This window comes from Streptococcus sp. SCPM-O-B-15304 (M98) (assembly GCF_058200215.1).
In genome coordinates, this window is sequence record NZ_JBYQGQ010000010.1 from 14,539 (window position 1) to 34,461 (window position 19,923).

At 40.0% G+C, this 19,923-nt stretch carries 19 protein-coding genes and 1 tRNA gene; 5 read left to right on the plus strand and 15 right to left on the minus strand.

Translation table 11 applies throughout. From position 1 onward, the window contains the following. Positions 1–63: 63 nt before the first annotated feature. Positions 64–519: a DUF1836 domain-containing protein gene (locus AC3E7H_RS07090; RefSeq protein ID WP_490676307.1), complete on the plus strand. Its 456-nt coding sequence runs from the start codon at positions 64–66 to the stop codon at positions 517–519. Further along, positions 509–1,156, plus strand: a complete 648-nt coding sequence (gene trhA, locus AC3E7H_RS07095; RefSeq protein ID WP_061863265.1) for a PAQR family membrane homeostasis protein TrhA — start codon at positions 509–511, stop codon at positions 1,154–1,156. The genes AC3E7H_RS07090 and trhA overlap by 11 nt, the downstream gene beginning before the upstream one ends. Positions 1,157–1,185: 29 nt before the next feature. Here trhA and pdxT read toward each other — a convergent pair whose 3' ends face one another. From pdxT to AC3E7H_RS07125, 6 genes are all read right to left on the minus strand, one after another. After that, positions 1,186–1,758 (minus strand): pyridoxal 5'-phosphate synthase glutaminase subunit PdxT, encoded by a 573-nt coding sequence (pdxT, locus tag AC3E7H_RS07100; protein WP_490676308.1) that lies wholly within the window; start codon positions 1,756–1,758, stop codon positions 1,186–1,188. Beyond that, a complete protein-coding gene (gene pdxS, locus AC3E7H_RS07105) occupies positions 1,759–2,634 on the minus strand; it encodes a pyridoxal 5'-phosphate synthase lyase subunit PdxS (protein ID WP_223339211.1) in 876 nt (291 codons plus the stop codon). It abuts the gene before it with no gap. Positions 2,635–2,771: 137 nt separating this feature from the next. Continuing rightward, the gene (locus tag AC3E7H_RS07110) at positions 2,772–3,404 is read right to left on the minus strand and encodes a Pr6Pr family membrane protein (protein WP_490676309.1); all 633 of its coding nucleotides are present in this window, start codon (positions 3,402–3,404) and stop codon (positions 2,772–2,774) included. Positions 3,405–3,406: 2 nt separating this feature from the next. Beyond that, complete coding sequence (locus tag AC3E7H_RS07115; protein WP_001061595.1) at positions 3,407–3,745, minus strand: zinc ribbon domain-containing protein YjdM; 339 nt, start codon at positions 3,743–3,745, stop codon at positions 3,407–3,409. A gap of 139 nt (positions 3,746–3,884) precedes the next feature. Further along, positions 3,885–4,556, minus strand: coding sequence for a (d)CMP kinase (cmk, locus tag AC3E7H_RS07120; RefSeq protein ID WP_000849395.1), 672 nt, complete (start codon positions 4,554–4,556; stop codon positions 3,885–3,887). Positions 4,557–4,564: 8 nt separating this feature from the next. Then, entirely contained in the window at positions 4,565–5,053 is a 489-nt protein-coding gene (locus AC3E7H_RS07125) for an SAG1386/EF1546 family surface-associated protein (protein WP_000410177.1), read from the minus strand. 45 nt (positions 5,054–5,098) lie between these two features. Between AC3E7H_RS07125 and AC3E7H_RS07130 the strand changes: the two genes are divergently transcribed. Then, positions 5,099–5,296 (plus strand): ferredoxin, encoded by a 198-nt coding sequence (locus AC3E7H_RS07130; protein WP_075230460.1) that lies wholly within the window; start codon positions 5,099–5,101, stop codon positions 5,294–5,296. Positions 5,297–5,401: 105 nt separating this feature from the next. Here the strand turns inward: AC3E7H_RS07130 and AC3E7H_RS07135 are convergent, their stop codons facing one another. The 6 genes from AC3E7H_RS07135 to AC3E7H_RS07160 all read right to left on the minus strand — a co-directional run bounded on the left by AC3E7H_RS07135 (position 5,402) and on the right by AC3E7H_RS07160 (position 12,469). After that, on the minus strand, positions 5,402–6,349 hold the full coding sequence (locus AC3E7H_RS07135) for a glycosyltransferase family 2 protein (protein WP_000364637.1): 948 nt from the start codon (positions 6,347–6,349) through the stop codon (positions 5,402–5,404). Then, positions 6,333–7,352 carry a UDP-glucose 4-epimerase GalE gene (galE, locus tag AC3E7H_RS07140; RefSeq protein WP_001156558.1) on the minus strand — a complete coding sequence of 340 codons (1,020 nt, stop codon included), beginning with the start codon at positions 7,350–7,352 and terminating at the stop codon, positions 6,333–6,335. Before galE ends, AC3E7H_RS07135 begins: the two co-directional genes overlap by 17 nt. 103 nt (positions 7,353–7,455) lie before the next feature. After that, a complete protein-coding gene (locus AC3E7H_RS07145) occupies positions 7,456–8,553 on the minus strand; it encodes an NAD(P)/FAD-dependent oxidoreductase (RefSeq protein ID WP_000754688.1) in 1,098 nt (365 codons plus the stop codon). 16 nt (positions 8,554–8,569) lie between these two features. Then, positions 8,570–9,367: a Nif3-like dinuclear metal center hexameric protein gene (locus AC3E7H_RS07150; protein WP_000647628.1), complete on the minus strand. Its 798-nt coding sequence runs from the start codon at positions 9,365–9,367 to the stop codon at positions 8,570–8,572. Then, entirely contained in the window at positions 9,354–10,031 is a 678-nt protein-coding gene (locus AC3E7H_RS07155; RefSeq protein ID WP_007555963.1) for a tRNA (adenine(22)-N(1))-methyltransferase, read from the minus strand. Before AC3E7H_RS07155 ends, AC3E7H_RS07150 begins: the two co-directional genes overlap by 14 nt. A 101-nt stretch (positions 10,032–10,132) precedes the next feature. Then, positions 10,133–12,469, minus strand: coding sequence for a cation-translocating P-type ATPase (locus AC3E7H_RS07160; RefSeq protein WP_490676310.1), 2,337 nt, complete (start codon positions 12,467–12,469; stop codon positions 10,133–10,135). 132 nt (positions 12,470–12,601) lie between these two features. Between AC3E7H_RS07160 and AC3E7H_RS07165 the strand changes: the two genes are divergently transcribed. Beyond that, positions 12,602–13,351, plus strand: coding sequence for a lysophospholipid acyltransferase family protein (locus tag AC3E7H_RS07165; protein ID WP_000500175.1), 750 nt, complete (start codon positions 12,602–12,604; stop codon positions 13,349–13,351). Between the two features lie 117 nt (positions 13,352–13,468). Further along, positions 13,469–13,541 (plus strand) — tRNA-Thr (locus AC3E7H_RS07170). Positions 13,542–14,050: 509 nt separating this feature from the next. On the opposite strand, the gene pyk is transcribed toward AC3E7H_RS07170, so the two are convergent. From pyk to AC3E7H_RS07185, 3 genes are all read right to left on the minus strand, one after another. Beyond that, the gene (gene pyk / locus AC3E7H_RS07175) at positions 14,051–15,556 is read right to left on the minus strand and encodes a pyruvate kinase (protein WP_001042821.1); all 1,506 of its coding nucleotides are present in this window, start codon (positions 15,554–15,556) and stop codon (positions 14,051–14,053) included. A gap of 66 nt (positions 15,557–15,622) precedes the next feature. After that, positions 15,623–16,630, minus strand: a complete 1,008-nt coding sequence (pfkA, locus tag AC3E7H_RS07180) for a 6-phosphofructokinase (protein WP_000820873.1) — start codon at positions 16,628–16,630, stop codon at positions 15,623–15,625. Positions 16,631–16,711: 81 nt separating this feature from the next. Then, on the minus strand, positions 16,712–19,813 hold the full coding sequence (locus AC3E7H_RS07185) for a DNA polymerase III subunit alpha (protein ID WP_490676311.1): 3,102 nt from the start codon (positions 19,811–19,813) through the stop codon (positions 16,712–16,714). Positions 19,814–19,923: the final 110 nt, after the last annotated feature.

The window sequence follows — 19,923 nt, forward strand, 5'->3', positions numbered from 1 at the left end:
TTGACTTTTTATTTCTATTATTTTATAATCTAGTTATAAAAACTAGATAAACAGGAGTTGGAAATGAAAACTACTTTTTCCTACCCAGAATGGGACGAAATTCCAAACATTGATCTCTATTTGGATCAGGTCCTACTTTATGTGAATAAAGTTTGTTCCCCTATTTCTCTTGCTAAAGAGAAAGGTTTAACTGCATCAATGGTGAACAACTATGTGAAGCACGGCTATATCAGTAAACCTGAAAAGAAAAAATACCAACGCAAACAAATTGCCCGATTGATTGCTATCACAACACTCAAGTCTGTTTTTTCAATCCAGGAAATTGCTCAAACCCTTAATACCCTACACACAGAGACTAACTCACAAGAACTTTACAATGCTTTTGTAGACTACATGAACGAAGACCTAGACCCAGCTAATCCTATTATCCGAGCAAGCTGCCAAACGGTCAAGCTCTATCATCAAACACTAGCACTAGTCTATACAGAAAATGAAGAGGAGGAAACAAATGAATACTAGTTTTAAACTTAGCAAGCGCCTTAGTTTTGGAGAAGAAATAGCAAACAGTGTCACCCATGCTGTAGGGGCACTTATCATGCTGATTTTGCTCCCTATCTCATCGACTTATAGTTATGAAGCTCATGGATTTTTATCGTCTGTCGGTGTGTCCATCTTCGTCATCAGCCTCTTTCTCATGTTCCTTTCATCGACTATTTATCATTCTATGGCTTATGGTTCCACTCATAAGTACGTGCTTCGTATCATCGACCATTCCATGATTTATGTTGCGATTGCTGGCTCTTATACTCCTGTCGTTTTAACCTTGATGAATAACTGGTTTGGTTATCTGATTATCGCCATTCAGTGGGGAACAACTATTTTTGGTATTCTTTATAAAATATTTGCCAAAAAAGTCAATGAAAAATTTAGTCTAATTCTCTACTTAATCATGGGTTGGTTAGTTGTGGCTATCCTACCAGCAATCATCAGTCAAACAAATCCAATCTTTTGGACTCTTATGGTATCAGGTGGGCTTTGCTATACAGTTGGTGCTGGATTTTACGCTAAGAAGAAACCATACTTCCACATGATCTGGCATCTCTTCATTCTGGCAGCTTCAGCTCTCCAATATATTGCCATTGTTTATTACATGTAAAAATAGGCCGGGAAAATCCCGACCTATTTTTATTTGCACATATTGATAAAGTATTGATGCAAGCGAAGATCATTTGTCAATTCCGGATGAAAGGAGGTCACTAGCATATTCTTTTCTTGAGCAGCAACGATTTGATTGTTCACTACTGCCAGAACATCAACACCCTTACCAACTTCACTAATAATAGGTCCACGGATAAAGGTCATGGGAATCTTGCCAACACCCTTGCAGTCTGCTTCTGTATAAAAGCTTCCTAGCTGACGTCCATAGGCATTGCGCTCTACTACTATGTCCATGGTAGCCAGATGAGTCTCTTCCTGAGAGGTAATCTGTTTCGCTAGCAAAATCAAACCTGCACAAGTCCCAAAGACTGGTAAACCATTGAGAATAGCCTCTCTTAGAGGAAGTAGCATCTGCTGGTCACGTAGGAGTTTTCCCATAGCTGTCGACTCACCTCCGGGTAAAATCAAACCTGACAGCTCACTTCGATGTTGCTGAAAGTCTTCTAGATTTCGCAGTTCAACACTTTCAACTTCTAGTTTGGCAAGGACTTTCTCATGCTCTACAAAGGCGCCTTGCAAGGCCAATATTCCAATTTTCATCTATTTTCCTCGCTCAGCCATGAGAATTTGGATTTCATTCTCATTGATACCAACCATGGCTTCTCCCAAATCTTCTGAGATTTGAGCTAAAATTTGAGGATTCTGATAATTTGTAACTGCCTTGACAATTGCTGCTGCACGTTTAACAGGATCACCTGATTTGAAAATCCCTGAACCAACAAAGACACCTTCTGCACCTAGCTGCATCATAAGAGCAGCATCGGCAGGTGTTGCTACACCACCTGCTGCGAAGTTCACGACTGGTAGTTTTCCATGTTCGTGCACGTATTGAACTAATTCTACAGGTACTTGGAGTTCTTTTGCCGCGACATAGAGTTCATCTTCACGGAGATTTTGAATGCGACGAATTTCTTGATTCATCATACGCATATGGCGGACTGCCTGAACGATGTCTCCTGTTCCAGGTTCCCCTTTTGTACGGATCATCGATGCTCCTTCAGCGATACGACGCAAGGCTTCTCCTAGGTCTTTAGCACCACAAACAAAAGGAACTTGGAATTCTTTCTTATCCACATGGAAACGATCGTCAGCTGGAGATAGCACCTCACTCTCATCGATATAGTCAATTTCGATGGCTTCTAAAATCTGTGCTTCAACAAAATGCCCAATTCGAACCTTGGCCATAACTGGAATGCTGACTGCGTCTTGGATTTCCTTGATCATCTTTGGATCGCTCATACGAGAGACACCACCAGCTGCACGAATATCAGCTGGGATTCGCTCCAAGGCCATAACAGCTGCCGCACCTGCAGCCTCTGCAATTCTTGCTTGCTCAGGATTTTGAACATCCATGATGACGCCACCTTTAAGCATCTGTGCCAAATTTTTATTTAATTCATAACGATTTTCAGTCATTTTCTCTTCCTCAATAGTTGTATTGGTAGCTACAATTTTATTTTAAGGTAGAAATGACTCAAGTACAAGATAAAAAAAATCGATTTGTCCGGGTACAATTATATCAATCATCAAAAAAGTACCCATATAAGGTACTCTTATTTCTTAGATTTTTTAATGTTTTTAACAAGATAAAACAGATATCCTGAAACCATATAGGCAACAAAGATAGTAGCTGCCCATTTAAAGACAAAGCCCCAACCATGTTTGGTAGCATTCAAAAAGAAATAAGGGAAGGGACTATCCTTAGCATTAGGGACATCCATCTTTAGAACAAAACCGTTTAAGAGGGCAAAAATCATATAAAGCAAAGGAAGGCTAGTCCAAAGCATGGGATCAACCAACTTATATTGGCGACTCTTGTCAAAAATAATTGTATCTGCTAAAAACCAGAGAGGGACAATATAATGGCAAAGGAAATTTTCCAAACGGTAAAAATCTGTCGTCAAAGGAGCTAGCATGAAATGATAGATGACACAAGTAATCATAATACTCATGGTGACACCACCCTTGAGTCGCAAAAGACTTGAACTTTGCCAATGGTCACCCTCACGTCGCATCTTCCATAAAAGATAACCCGTAAAAATCATCACCAAGAGGTTGGAAAGGACTGTATAGTAAAGCAACATCCCTAAACCACCACGTTTGGTAATTTCCAGATAGACGCCTGTAAATGCTGCTAAAAACATGAAAGAGCGACTGAAAAAAATTATTTTATTCCAAGCAGTCATGATTAGATCTTTTTAACAAATTCTGATTTTAATTTCATAGCACCAAATCCATCAATCTTACAATCGATGTTGTGGTCACCTTCAACAATACGGATGTTTTTAACACGTGTCCCTTGCTTAAGGTCTTTTGGAGCGCCTTTTACCTTAAGGTCTTTGATCAAGGTTACTGTATCACCGTCAGCCAATTTATTTCCATTAGCATCGATGGCAACAAGGCCGTCTTCAACCTCTGCTTGCTCAGCAGGATTCCATTCATAAGCACACTCTGGACAGACTAGCAAGGCTCCGTCTTCATAGACATATTCTGAATTACATTTTGGGCAATTTGGTAGATTGTTCATTTTATCTCCTTCTATTTTCATGATGGTTTGATTGTCAAATTTTCGTTAACAGAATCTATTATACCTTAAAATTTAAAATTTGACAAATTGCTAAAAAACCGACTCACCACTATCGTGGTAAATCGGTTAGCATTTCAAATTAAAAATGTTTAACTGCTTCTGATTTAATTTTTTCGACAACTTCTAAAATACTTAGTCCAGTCGTGTCTAAATAGATTGCATCCTCAGCCTGTTTAAGAGGCGAAGTTTCACGATGACTATCTTTATAGTCACGCGCAGCAATCTCTTCTTTCAAAGTTTCCAAATCTGTTTCGATTCCCTTTGAAATATTTTCCTTATAACGTCGTTCTGCACGTTCATCCACTGAAGCAACAAGAAAAATCTTCAATTCAGCCTTAGGCAAGACCACTGTACCAATATCTCGACCATCCATGACGATTCCGCCTTGTTGGGCAATTTCTTGCTGAAGGGCTACCAATTTTTCACGAATAGCTGGAATGGCTGCAAAAGCAGATACAGCATTAGTTACTTCATTTTCTCGGATTGGATTTGTCACATCAACGTCCCCAACAAAAACAAGCTGTTCGCCTGTTTCAGCACGACCAAAGCTAATTGGATATTGTTCCAATAATTCAAGAAGTCGAGATGACTCTTCTGGGCTTACCTGATTGTTCAAAGCGATGTAAGTCGCAGCACGATACATGGCACCTGTATCCAAGTAGGTATATCCAAAGTCCTTAGCGATAATCTTAGCTACTGTACTCTTCCCACTGGATGCTGGTCCATCAATGGCAATCTGAATTGTTTTCATTCTAACTCCTATCTTGTCTTAAGGACATCACCAGGATTTGCAAACCAAGTACCTGAAGACATATGACCAGGGTTCAAGGCTTCAAGCTGGGCAATAGAAATGCCTGCTCTAGCTGCAATAGCTGCCTCACCTTCACCTGCAAGGACAGTAATGGTTCCTTCAGCATTTGTATGTTCCTCTGAACTACTTGAAGAAGTAGCTTCTGCTTCAGAACTTGATGCTTCAACTGAACTACTTGATGATGTTGAAGAAACTTCCTCTACCTTAGGCGCAGAAGAATCATGAAAATCTTTCAAGGCTGCCGTACGATCACTTCCACCAGATGACAGGTAGATTAGAATAGCAATCATTCCGACAACGATAACAAAGAAAATACAAGCCAAAATCGTTAAAATACGATTAGCTCCTACTCCTGATTCCTTATTTCCTCTGCTTCTGCGTTCCGAACGACTTTCCTCGATATCGTAAATATCTTCTTGCCATGGTTCCTTTTCCATACCTTACTCCTTGTTTTTTTTCTAATTTCTTATTACAATATAAATATGAAAATCACACTTATACCTGAACGATGCATTGCCTGTGGGCTATGCCAAACCTATTCTGATTTATTTGATTACCATGATAATGGTATTGTGCGTTTCTATGATGATCCTAATCTACTAGAGAGAGACATCCCAGCTAGTGAAGAGCTACTGGAAGCTGTAAAACAGTGTCCCACTCGCGCGCTCATCAAAGATTAATTTGTCATCAGTGGTAATTCAATTTCCAAATCCCACTTCCTCTAGTTTAGCATATTTTTCCAGAAAATTATAGTCTTTTGAAGGACTTATTTTTAGCAAATCTTATCATGACTCACTCTGTTCTTTTATCAGATAGAGGGGTCTTTTTTTCGTTTCCATATAAATTTTACTGATATATTTTCCGAGAATCCCAATCGTCAATAATTGGACACCACCAAGAAATAGAATGACAGCCATCAGAGAAGTCCAACCAGAAGTTGGATTGCCCAGTACGAGAGTACGGACAACTACAAACAATGTCATCACTAAAGCCAGAAAACACGACGAAAGGCCAGCAACAAAAGCTAATATCAAAGGAAAATCTGAAAAATTCACAATCCCTTCAATAGAGTAGAAAAAGAGTTGTCTAAAACTCCAACTTGTCTTACCTGCCTGCCTTTCAACATTAGGGTATTCTAAATAGTGAGTACGGAAACCAACCCAGGCAAAGAGTCCTTTGGAAAAGCGATTGTATTCTGTCAATTCTAACACTGCATCCACAACTGATCTTCTCATCATCCGAAAATCACGAACACCCGATGGAAGAGCTACTGGGCTAATTTTTTGCATAAAACGATAAAAAAGATCGGCGCAGAAACTACGTAAAAAAGGTTCTCCTTCTCGACTGGTTCTGCGTGTTCCAACGCAGTCCAAATCCGGATTCTGATCTAGTAGTTCTTTCATCTCAAGCAAGAGTCTTGGTGGATCCTGAAGGTCTGCATCCATAACTACCACCAAATCTCCTCTAGCTTGTTGTAAACCTGCATATAAGGCTGCTTCCTTCCCAAAATTACGCGAGAAAGAGATATAATGTACTGCAGGATTTTTCTCTCGATAAACCTTTAAAAGATCCAAAGTCTTATCAGTCGAACCATCATCTACAAAAATGTATTCGATTTCTGTTTCCAAATCTGGGATCAGTGCTTCAAGAGTTTGATAAAAAAGAGGAAGTACTTCCTCTTCGTTTAAGCATGGGACTATGATTGAAATCATCATCTTAGTCTTCAAATCCATTTGGATGCTTGCTTTGCCAACGCCATGCGTCTTCACACATCTCTGTAATACCAAGTTCTGCTTCCCATCCTAGCTCTTCCTTAGCCTTTGCTGGATCTGAGTAGCAAGCTGCAATATCACCCGGACGACGTTCAACGATACGGTAAGGAATTGGACGTCCGACTGCTTTTTCCATATTTTGGATAATTTCAAGCACAGAGTAACCTTTTCCTGTACCAAGATTGTATATGTTTAGACCTGAACCTTTTTGAAGCTTCTTAAGGGCTGCAACATGTCCTTTTGCTAGGTCAACAACGTGGATATAGTCACGTACACCTGTTCCATCTTCAGTATCGTAGTCATCTCCGAAGACTTGAACTTGTTCTAACTTACCAACTGCGACTTGTGTTACATACGGCAAAAGGTTATTTGGAATGCCGTTTGGATTTTCTCCTAGGTCACCACTCTCATGCGCCCCAATTGGGTTGAAATAACGAAGTAAAACAACGTTCCACTCTGAATCAGCTTTATAGATATCTGTCAAGATTTCTTCAAGCATCAACTTAGTACGACCATAAGGGTTAGTAGCTGAAAGAGGGAAATCTTCGAGGATTGGAACTGTATGCGGATCTCCATAAACAGTTGCTGAAGAGCTGAAGATGATATTCTTACAGTTAGTCTCTTCCATAACTTTCAATAGACTGACAGTTCCAGCAATATTGTTATCATAGTAGGCAAGTGGGATACGTGTAGATTCCCCTACAGCCTTCAAACCAGCAAAATGGATAACTCCTGTTGGTTCTTCATGTTTGAAAATATCACGAAGTGTATCTGTATCACGAATATCTGCTTCGTAGAAAGGAATTTCTACGCCTGTGATTCTTTCGACTACTTCAAGACTTTTACGACTACTATTGACCAAATTATCCACGACAACTACTTGGTGTCCAGCTTGAACTAGTTCAATGACAGTGTGAGTTCCGATAAAACCTGCTCCACCTGTTACCAAAATCTTTTCTTGCATTTTATTTCCTCAATTCTTGGATTATTTTTTTCATTCTACCATTTTTGATAGGGAAAGTCATTTACTTTCCTAACACTATCGTAAAATCTAAGTAAAAGATTTACTATTGTTTCTTTTTAATGTATCTTTCAGTCGGATAATCTGCTGGATCTAATACACCACTTCTCCCTTGAAGCATTTGAGCTAGATGATAACCGATAATAGGACCAGTCGTTAATCCTGAAGATCCTAGACCACTTGCTGTATAGACTCCTGATAAGTTTGGAACCTGTCCAAAAAATGGAGAGAAATCACTTGTATAAGCACGAATCCCCACACGTTCTCCAGATAAAATTGCCTCAACCAGGGCTGGATAAAATGGACTCGCCGCCTCAGCCATTTGTTGGAGCAAATTTTCATCAACTGTTAGGTCAAATCCCATATCATTTTCATGAGTAGCTCCTAGAGACAACTTCCCACCTGGAAATGGAATCAAATCCCACTCCCCTTCAGGCATAACTACAGGATAGCTTGCCATGTCTTGTTTCACTTGGTAATCTCTAAGTTGACCTTTTTGAGGGCGAACATCCACCTCATAGCCTAAAGGCTCCAAAATGTGTCCAAGCCAAGCTCCTGTGGACAAGATAACTTGGTCAAACTTTTGATTGTCTATTTGATAACCCGATGCTAAGGGTTTTAGACTGACCTCTTGCTTTACGACCTTCACTTGACTGGCTTCCAGTAAACGACTGACTAGGAGTTGTCCGTCTACTCGAGCGCCACCAGAAGCATAGAGTAATCTTTCAAATCCCACTAATCCAGGGAATAAGCTACTTGCAGCAGCTTGGTCCAAAATGGCTAATTCGCCAATTAAGGGAGATTCATCTCTACGTTGCAAGGCTAAGTCATAGAGTTCCTCTAGCTTGGAATCATCTTTTTTGAGAAGTAAGACTCCTGAGCGCTGGTAGAAATCAATCTTTTGACCATTTTTTTCTAAATCAGCTAATAAATCTACATAAAAGTCTGCTCCTAGGCGAGCCATCTTGTACCAAGCTTTATTACGTCGTTTAGAGAACCAAGGACTGATGATTCCTGCCGCTGCCTTGGTAGCTTGTCCGTACCCATGATCAAAGACAGTTACTTCGACATCTGCTTCCTTAGAGAGATAGTAGGCAGCTGTTGCCCCTACAATTCCTGCTCCTACAATGGCAACTTTTTTCATTGTCTTTACCTTCTAACTAGATATGATGGAATGGATTGGTAGAAGCCTGACTTGCGACTACTTCTAGCGACCAAGCATTCTCTTCCTTCCATTCGTTCAAGAGCGCTGCAATTCTTTCCACAAAAAGCACTTCGATATAGTGTCCTGGATCCAAAGCTAATAAACCATCTGACAGCATATCTTGGGCAGTATGATAATAAATATCACCAGTGATATAAAGATCTGCTCCTTTTGCTAAAGCATCAGAATAGAAAGATTGCCCACTGCCACCACAGATAGCCACTCTTGAGATTGTCTTTTGCAAATCCTTCTCTTGATAATACACCATACGAAGGCTATCTAGACCAAAGACTTCCTTAACATGGTCAGCAAATTCCTTAAATTTTTGAGGTCTAATCGTTCCAATACGGCCAATCCCACGTTCAGGACCTGTTTCTTGTATATAGGTTGTATCTTTAATATCTAACAGTTGGCAGAACCAGTCATTGAGACTATTTTCAACAATATCAATATTAGTATGACTGACGTAGACAGCGATATCGTGCTTGATGAGATTGATATAAATCTGATTTTGAGGACGACTAGCTACCAAGTCCTTGATTGGACGAAAGATAGGGGCGTGCTTAACGATAATCAGATCAACACCCTTGTCAATAGCTTCAGCGACTGTCTCTTCACGGATATCAAGAGCAACCATGACCTTTTGAATTTCCTTGTCTAGGGTGCCAATTTGCAGACCACGACTATCCCCTTCCATAGAAAATTCTTGTGGGCAATAGGCTTCATAACGCTTAATCACTTCACTTGCTTTCATGGTGCACCTCCTTAATGGCTTGAATTTTTTCTGCTAGAACTTGACGTTCTTCTTGATTTTTTTCTGGAATTTGACTAAGGGCAAACTCAAGCTTAGCAACTTCTTTTTGCCATTTTTGGACGAAGACTGGACTGACTTCTTTGGACAAGAATGGACCAAAGCGGACATCAGTTGCTGATAGATTCATTTTACCAGCTTCTGCAACTATGATCTCGTAGAATTTCCCAGCTTCTTCTAGAATACTTTCTGCTATGATTTGAAAACCATGTTCTTGTAACCAAGAACGCAACTCGTCTTCTCGATTATTGGGTTGAAGAATCAAACGCTCAACAGTAGCAAGTTTGTCTAATCCGTCTTCCAAAATCGTAGCAATCAAACGGCCACCCATTCCAGCAATAGTGATGACAGATACCAGATCACTTTCTTCAAATGCTGCTAAACCATTGGCTAAACGAACCTGAATTTTCTCAGTTAAACCATGACTTTTAACATTTGTAACTGCAGATTGATAGGGACCTTCTACAACCTCTCCTGCAATGGCACGATCGATGTGACCTTTTTCAACCAATTCAATGGGTAGATAAGCATGATCACTCCCGACGTCCAGTAAAACGGCTCCTTGAGGTACAAAAGAAGCTACCATTTCTAATCTCTTCGAAATCATTTTCTCTCACTTTCCAAAAGTCTATTTCTCTTTATTATACCATATTTTGTCTAGCAATCCTGTACCTAAAAAAGACCGCAATCATGGATTGCAGCCTTTCTTTATCTTCTAGCTTGATAACGACTTGTCAGGATGAAAATCACAGTAAAGATGAGCATCATGATGCCATAGACAGGTAATGTTTGTCCTGTCAGTGTTGAAATTTCAAGTAGTTTTTGGATTCTTGGGAATAGAGCCGTTCCAAGGAAGCCACCAACTGACCAAATAATCAAGAGGACACGCCATAGACTAAATGGCAAGCAAGCTCTAACTACAGACATGAAACCAATCGACGCTAGTAGATAATACAGAAGAGTCGAAATTTCAATGGCTGACCAGCCTTGACTGGTTCCAAAAATTTTAACAAAGAGAACACTAAAGACTACCATCAAGGCACTTGGTAGTGCACGGAGCATGGATTTTCTGAGGAAGTTTTGTTCGACTGGTTTAATATTTCGCTCAAAGGTCAATACGAACGGTGGGAATCCTTCCACAAACTGGTCAATCATGGTAATCTGAATCGGAATGAATGGGAAAATTAAAATCCATTCAGTACGTCCCAACAAAGCACTTGCAATACAGATGACTGCAAGCAGGAAGGAATAGATGGTCTTAATCAAGAAAATCGGAGCAATGTGGGCAATGTTATTGACCACACGACGACCTTCAAAGAGAATCTCAGGAACATCATTAAAGTCTGAGTTCAAGAGGACCAGATTTGCAATCTGACGAGTCGCTGGATCTCCTTCAGCCATCACGATGGAACAGTCTGCCTCGCGGAGAGCAAGGATATCATTGACACCATCTCCTGTCATTGCAGTCGTATGACCTGCTTTTTTCAACGTTTGGATGATCAGTTTCTTTTGATGAGGAGAGACACGTCCGAAAATCGCTGTCTCCTCAGCCATAGCAACCAACTCTTCATCAGTAATTTTCGAGCAATCTACGTAGCTGTGGTAGTCTGCAAAACCAGCTTTTTGAGCAATACTTGAAACGGTAACTGGATTATCACCAGAAATAATTTTCAAGCCCACTTCCTGAGAACGAAGATAGTCTAGAGTTTCAGCCGCCCCTTCTCGGATTGGATCTAGAATTTCAAGAAAAGCCAAGGCTTGAATATCAGATGGCTTTTGTGGCTTGTGGTGATCAAGTTTTTCTTGACTGAGGGCCAGAACTAAGACACGAGATCCTCGTTCAAGAGCTTCTCTAGCCTCAGGAACTTCAGCATTCAACAACATCTCAGGTGCACCTAGGAAAACAGTTCCGAGACCTTCCAACTCCATTGCTCCCCATTTACGATCGCTTGAAAATGGAAGACTAGAAATCATCGGATAAGCTACTTGACCTTGAAAACGTTGACGGATAGCTTGAGCTGTAGGATTTTTATCCTCGCTGTTTGCCATATAGCTGGTTAGTATGTCGGCAATAGCATCCTTGTCATAAGCCTGGGTCAGAGGAAGAACAGTCTCAACCTGCATCTTCCCTTGGGTGATGGTACCTGTCTTATCCAAGCAGAGCATATCCACGCGCGCTAGGGTTTCAACAGAGTACATCTCCTGCACCAAGACCTTTTTCAAACCAAGCTTGATAACAGCGGTTAAAAGAGAGGTAATGGTCAAGAGGGCAATCCCCTTAGGCAACATTCCCAAAAGAGCTGTAGAGGAATTCACTACAGAAGACTTCAGTGGTAAACCTTTCAAGACCAAAGCTTCAAGCAAGAGGGCAATTCCAAATGGAATGATGATTTTCCCAGTAAAGCCTGCAAGCTGGTCTAGCGATTTCATGATGCGTGAGTTGATCGGTTTAACTGTCTTAGCTTCAAGCATGAGTTTGGCTGCATAGTTATCTGCCCCTACATGATGAACTTGAGCAAAGACAGAACCACTGGCAAGAAAACTACCTGACAACATTAAGTCTTCTACTTCTTTTTGCACCAAGTCGCTCTCGCCCGTTAACATGGCTTCATTGACTTCTGCAAAGCCTTCTAATACAATCGCATCACTTGGAATTTGATCCCCTGCAGACAAGCGAATCACATCATCCAAAACAAGCTCTTCTGGATCCAAAGCAATCTCTTGTCCATCACGGATAGTCGTAATCTTTTCTTTATTCAAGAGATTGAGTTTATCAACCATATGTTTGGCACGTAGCTCGGTTACAATTCCTGAAAAAGCATTAAAACAGATAACTGCAAAGAAAACCAAGTTGCTCCAGGCTTGAACAAAAGCGAGCGCTAAAGCAATAGCAAAGTTTAAAGCATTAAAGAGAGTAAAAACATTTCGTTTTACAATCTGCCAAGTACTGGTACTAGCTGATGCTTTGAAATCATTGACCTGTCCCTGTTTCTGACGTTCATTAACTTCTGATTGGCTTAAGCCTATAATTTTATTTTTATCCATAAATTCTATCATATCATTTTTTTAAAAATAATTCTAATTTCATATGAAGAGCAATTCCGCCTAAACAAAAAAACATTTGCTTGTCCTAGTATGATAAGGTATAATAAAAGAAAGAAAATTGAAGGAGACACCATGTTTTATACTTATCTTCGTGGGCTGGTTATGTTGATTCTTTGGTCTATCAACGGTAATGCTCACTATCATAATACTGATAAAATTCCGAGTCAAGATGAAAACTATATCCTAGTTGCTCCCCATCGTACTTGGTGGGATCCTGTCTACATGGCATTTGCGACCAAACCAAAGCAATTTGTCTTTATGGCTAAAAAGGAACTTTTCTCTAATCGAATCTTTGGTTGGTGGATTCGAATGTGTGGTGCCTTTCCTATTGACCGGGAAAATCCTAGCGCTTCTGCCATTAAGTATCCTATCAATGTTCTTAAAAAGAGCGACCGATCTCTCATCATGTTTCCAAGTGGTAGTCGTCATTCTAACGATGTCAAAGGTGGCGTAGCTCTGATTGCTAAAATGGCCAAGGTTCGCATCATGCCAGTTACTTACACTGGCCCAATGACCTTAAAAGGACTCATCAGTCGCGAACGTGTCGATATGAACTTCGGAAATCCTATCGATATCTCAGACATTAAGAAAATGAATGATGAAGGAATTGAGATGGTTGCTGAACGTATCCAATTAGAATTCCAACGTCTAGATGAGGAAACGAAACAATGGCACAATAACAAAAAACCAAATCCTTTGTGGTGGTTTATTCGCATACCAGCACTGATTCTTGCTGTCTTAGTTGCGATTGTTACCATCATCTTTAGCTTTATTGCAAGTTTTATCTGGAATCCAGAAAAAAAACAAAATCAATTAGGTTAGAATAAAATGGCTGAGGGATATTCTCTTAAGCCATTTTAGTTTGACTGACAGCTGATTACTTTTAAATAAAACATTTTATTGACAAAGATTTGATTCTATAGTATACTTTTTAAGTAAGCTGATTTAGCTCAGTAGGCAGAGCGCATCCATGGTAAGGATGAGGTCGCCGGTTCGATCCCGGCAATTAGCATTGTTCATCAGTTCCTTGGTATAGGAACTTTTTTTATTGACATTTTATTGTCCTTATAGTAAAATAAAACTTGCGATGAGTCGATATGTAGCGAGAGCTACTATTGAGCAAAGGAGGTCATAACGCAGGAGCGGACCTTGAGAAATTGTGTGAACCGGTTTCTCACATGGAGATGCCTCTCAGGCTTTCTGGTTTTTCCAGAGAGCTTTTTTTTATTTTCCTAAACACTATTAAATACTATCTTTTAGCAATCCTTTCTGTCCAAATAGCAATAAGCTCAAGCAACAATCAAACACTTATAGACTTATTATCCAAAAAATCCTAGCTAGGTTTAGTCATAAAGATACAAAGATGAGCAATGAAATCTCTAATTACAGCAAAAGGTATAAGGGAAGCTGTTTTATATACCTTAGTATTGAAAGGAAAATGATATATTTTGCCCCTCGTCACAAAAAAAGACCTATCACACAAGCTAGAAAGCTTGATATGATAGGCTTTTTAATATTAGATTAACGTACAGTGCGGATACGCATTGTGTTAGTACGAACTGCTTCACCAAGTGGCACACCTGCAACGATAACGATATCGTCACCAGATTGTACAAGACCTGCTTCAACTGCTTTACGTTCAGCAATTTCAAACATGTCATCAGTTGATGATGGAGCTTCTGTCAACATTGGGATAACACCCCAGTTCAACATCAATCCACGTTCTGTCAATTCGTCAAATGTCAATGCCAAGATATCAGCATTTGGACGATATTTAGAGATCAAACGTGCTGTGTGACCAGTCTTAGTAAGAGTTACAACCAATTTGATGTCCATTGAGTTTGTAGCGTCTTTAACTGCTGAAGCCATAACTTCTGTCTTAGAGTTACGTTCAAATGAATCTGAATTCAAACGTCCGTATTCGTTAAGAAGCGTTTGAGCGTTCTTATCGATAGTTGCCATTGTACGAACAGACTCAAGTGGGTATTTACCATTTGCTGACTCACCTGAAAGCATTGTAGCATCAGTTCCGTCGATAACAGCGTTGAATACGTCTGATACTTCTGAACGAGTTGCACGTGGTTTTTCAGTCATTGTTTCAAGCATGTTTGTTGCAGTGATAACAACTTTACCAGCAGCATTCACTTTAGTGATGATCATTTTTTGGTAAACTGGAACCATTTCAAATGGTACTTCGATACCCATGTCACCACGAGCGATCATGATACCGTCAGCAGCTTCAATGATTTCGTCCAAGTTATCGATACCTTGTTGGTTTTCGATTTTAGCGAACAATTGAACGTGACCGTTACCAGTTTCTTCACAGATTGCACGAACTTCGTTAACGTCTTTTGCAGTACGTACGAATGAGATCGCGATGAAGTTGATACCTTGTTCAAGACCGAAGCGGATATCAGCGTTATCACGTTCAGCAAGAGCTGGGAAAGGAATTTTAGTGTTAGGGATGTTTACACCTTTTTGTTTAGCGATAACACCGTCGTTTTCAACTTCAACGACAAATTCACGAGTTGCATCGTCTTTTTCTACAACACGAAGACCAAGTTTACCATCGTCAACCAATACTTGGCGACCAACTTCAACGTCATCATAGATGTCAAGAGCTCCAGCAACGTTCAAAGCAATCACTTCACGAGTTGATTTGATACCTTGTTTAGTTGCAACACGGATTTTTTCACCAGTTTTGTATGAGTACTCTTTAGCTTCACCTTCAAACAATTCAGTACGGATTTCTGGTCCTTTAGTGTCAAGAAGGAAACCAACTTTTTTACCTGCAAGTTTTTCTGCAAGTTTAACAGTTGCCATACGGTCACCTTGTTCTTGGTGGTCACCGTGTGAGAAGTTGAAACGGAAAGTGTTAGCTCCTGCTTCAATCAATTGAGCAATGTTTTTAGCTGAAGCTTCAACGTCAAGTTTTTCACCCCAATATCCGTCTTCACCGAATTTTTTACCACCACGGATTTCTACCGCAGGACCCAAAGTTGCAACGATTTTTACACGTTTGTTCATGATTTTTGTGACTCCTTTATATAATTTGACCTTTTATGGTCATTTTACCAGTTTAGTTAAAGTTGATTATGACAAGCTCTTGTTCAAAGCAGAAAGTTCAAGGTCAGCTTTATGAGGATTGTTAACAACAATCTTACCATCAGCTGTTAGGCTAAACAAAGCTCCTTCTTCTGCAGTTCCAAGAATTGGATTTTCAACCATTTTCTCGTTACGGATACCAACAGCGACACCACCGATTCCTTGTTTAAGAAGTTTAACAGCGTGTGCTCCCATACGTGACGCCAATACACGGTCACGAGCAGTTGGAGATCCACCACGTTGGATATGACCAAGTTCAGTTACACGAAGGTCGCTTGTATCTCCAGCTTCTTTTAGTTTTTGACCAAATTCAGCCGCTGACATAACACCTTCTGCCAAAACGATAATGTTGTGTTTCTTACCGTGTTCATATCCAGCTTTGATACTTGCTACGATGTCTTCCATCTTGAAGCCTTCTTCAGGGATGATGATTTCGTCAGCACCAGTTGCGATACCTGCCCAAAGAGCGATATCTCCAGCATTACGTCCCATAACCTCAACTACGAAAGTACGACGGTGACTTGATGAGGTATCACGAATCTTATCGATGGCATCCATTGCAGTTGTAACTGCAGTATCAAATCCGATTGTGAAATCAGTACCTACGATATCGTTATCGATTGTTCCTGGAAGTCCGATAGCAGGGAATCCATGCTCAGTCAAGCGCATAGCTCCGTGATAAGAACCGTCACCACCGATAACCACGACACCTTCGATACCGTGTTTTTTCAACTGCTCAATCCCTTTAAGTTGACCTTCGAGTTTTGCAAACTCAGGATAACGAGCAGAGTGAAGGAAAGTACCACCACGTGAAATGATGTCTCCCACTGAAGCAGCATCAAGTGGATAAATTTCGCCGGCAACCATACCTGCGTATCCATCATAGATACCAAAAACTTCCATCCCTTCTGAGATTGCTTGACGAACTACTGCACGGATGGCAGCATTCATACCAGGGGCGTCTCCACCACTAGTCAAAACAGCAATACGTTTCATTTGGTTTTGCTCCTTTTTCTTTTAACATTCTAACTGATTATACCATAATTAAAGTTAAAATTCTTTTATTTTCATTGATTTTTAACGATAAATCGTTTTCATAGTTATTTGACTCAAAGATTCCTGCAAACTAACATCTTTTGCAACAAAATAACCCGGCAACAGAACATTTTTTTGTTCATTTTCGTAGCGAATGATGACAGGAATTTGTCCCTTGTATTGTTCTAAAATATGATAAATTTCAGAATCATGTTCATGATCAGCTGCCTGTATCCAAAATCGTTCACTCACTGCTTCTTTTAAATTATTTAATACTAATTGAAGGCGACCATCTCTTGCCTGTACTTTTCCATTAAGGTAGTAAAATCTTCCTTCATGTAAGAGATTGTTAAATTGGCGATACTGGTCAGAAAAAACAGTAACTTCCAAATTTGATTTGCTATCACTAACTTTCAGAAAAGCCATGTTTTCACCTTTTTTAGTACGAATGACACGAATGGATTCTACCTCAACGAGTACTGTAGCTGTCTGTCTTTCAGATAGTTCAGACAAACTCACAATTGGATAGAGGGGATTCTTTGCTAAAACCAGTAAGGGATGCGGACTGATACCAACTCCAAGCCACTCCTGTTCCTTACGAAACTTCTCGACTTGCGTAAAATCCTCACTCTCAAGCCAATTGTAGCTATTATCTGCAAACAAACTACCCAATTCTTCCACAAAAATGAACAAAGTAGGTAAGTTGGATAAGATTTTTTGACGATTTTTTTCAAAACTATCGAATAAACCAATCTCGACTAGGGGAGTTAAAAGACTCAACTTCTGATAATTTTTAGGCAAGCGAGTGACAAAATCTTCGACACTACTAAAAGGACGATTCTCTAAAATCCAATAGGCAAAATCTCGAGGCATCCCCTTGATACTCTTAAGTCCCAAGTAGATAGTCTTGTCTGTCAATTTATCCAGATACGGAATTGTATTGATAGAAAGTGGTGTCAGTTCAAAGTCCATTTCAAGGGCATCGAGAATATAATCTCCACTGGCATAGTTGAGCATAACTTGATAAAAGATTTCTGGGTAATGTGTTTTAAAGTAAGCAAGCTGGAAGGCTAAAGCCGCATAAGCATAAGCATGCGATCGGTTGAAACCATAACCAGCAAATTTTTCCATGACAGCAAAAACCTGCTGAGCCTGTTCTTTTCCATGACCTTTTTCGAGTGCTCCTTGGATGAAACTTTCCTCCATTCGGTGCATCTCAGCTGCGTTCTTTTTCCCCATGGCACGACGTAAAATGTCGGCCTTCCCAAGGCTAAAACCAGCATATCGCTGAGCTACTTGCATCACCTGTTCTTGGTAAAGCATAATGCCATATGTTGGAGCCAGAATATCTTCCAAAACTGGGTCCAGAACTGTTACCTTTTCTTTACCATGTTTTCGAGCCACAAAGTTATCAATATAGTCGCTCGCACCTGGTCGGTTTAAAGAAGTTGTTGCTACTACTTCTTCAAAGTTTTGTGGCTTCACTCGTTTCAATAAACGGATAGCTCCAGGTTGTTCAAATTGAAAAATCCCCTTGGTCTTTCCAGCTGCAAAGAGGGCTAAAGTTTCCCTATCCTCAAGGTCAATATCCTCAATCCTTAGCTGAATTCCTTGAGTTTCAAATAAGAGCTCCTGCATTTTTTGAGCGAAAGTTAGGTTTCTTAAGCCCAAGAAATCCATCTTGAGCAAGCCATTTCCCTCGACTCCATGAGCATCATACTGGGTAATGAGCATATCCTCACCATACTTAAGAGGAATATAGTCCGTCAGATTTTTATCACTAATCACGACACCAGCAGCATGGATGGAAGTCTGTCGAGGATAGCCTTCTATCTTTTTGGCAATTTCAAAAGCCTTTTGGTACTCAATCTTACTTTGAATCAGTTGTCTAAATCCTAGATTGCCTTCATAGGCGCTTGTCAAGGTATCTTTGAAACCAATTTTCTTGGTTATGGATGTCAACTCGTACTCGGGAACACCATACCGTTTAAAAACATCTCGGATAGCCTGTTTGGCACCAAAAGTCGAGTAGGTGACTATCTGAGCAGCGTGAATACTACCATAACGGTCACGAACATAGCGTATAAATTCAGGACGATAGATATCGGGAATATCGATATCGATATCAGGCATGGTATAGCGTTCACGATTTAAAAAGCGCTCAAAGATAAGATTCTTAGCTACAGGATCAATACCAGTAATATTTAAGGCATAGGCCACTAGACTTCCAACTGCAGACCCACGTCCCATTCCCATATAATATCCCTGAGAACGACCAAAACGTAAGAGATCCCAGACAACCAAGAAATAGTCATCGAATCCCATGTCATGAATCACAGATAGTTCTTCTTCCAAACGAGCCTGATAAACTGAATCGAGTAAGCCTTTCTGTTCCAAGCCCTTAATAGCTCTTTCGCGCAACTCTTCAACAGCAGGACGCTCTGGATTGAAACGTGGAAGCTTGAGACTACTATCAATCTCATAAGTAGTTGCTCCAATCAGTTCAGAAAGATTTTCTAAGGCTTGCGGAAACTTTTCTTGAAATACTTGCTCTAAGCGATAAGCAGGTAAAAACAAGCCTTGTTGCGATTGAACATCTACCTCTCGCAAGATCACATTTTCCTTAATCGCCTTGAGCATTTGAAGCGTTTCTAAATTCTCAGATTCGAAGGAATTAACACGATAAAGTGGGAGAATGGAGTGAGAAAAATTCGACTGAGGTGTATCTGGATACACTCCGATATAATAGTCATGCCCTAAGTCCAAGGAATCAATTGCAGAATAATAGGGAACAATAACACAAACATCTTCTAGATAGGGAGAAAAATCAGTCCATTCCTTTTTACCTGTCATTTTTAGAGTCGAAAGCTTCATGAGATTTCGATAGCCATGATTTGACAAGGCTAAAAATCGAAGGTTGACGAGTTCCTCCTTATGATGAACGGTCACCTCAAGACCTAATACAGGCTGAATCTCCTGCTTTTGGCACTCTTTGATAAAATAATAAGCTCCATATAGATTGTCAACATCCATGATTCCAAGTGCTGAGTAGCCGTATGCTTTTCCTTGATCAACATACTTCCGAATGGAAATCATACTCTCCATGAAACTATAAACCGTTTTTGTATCAAGTTGTGCAATCACTCGCTATCACCTCCCTTTTTCTCCTTATATTATACCATTTTAAAAAATAGAAAAACAATTTCTTTCTTCCCTTGAAGAAAAAAGAACCACAGTTGAATTAACCGTGATTC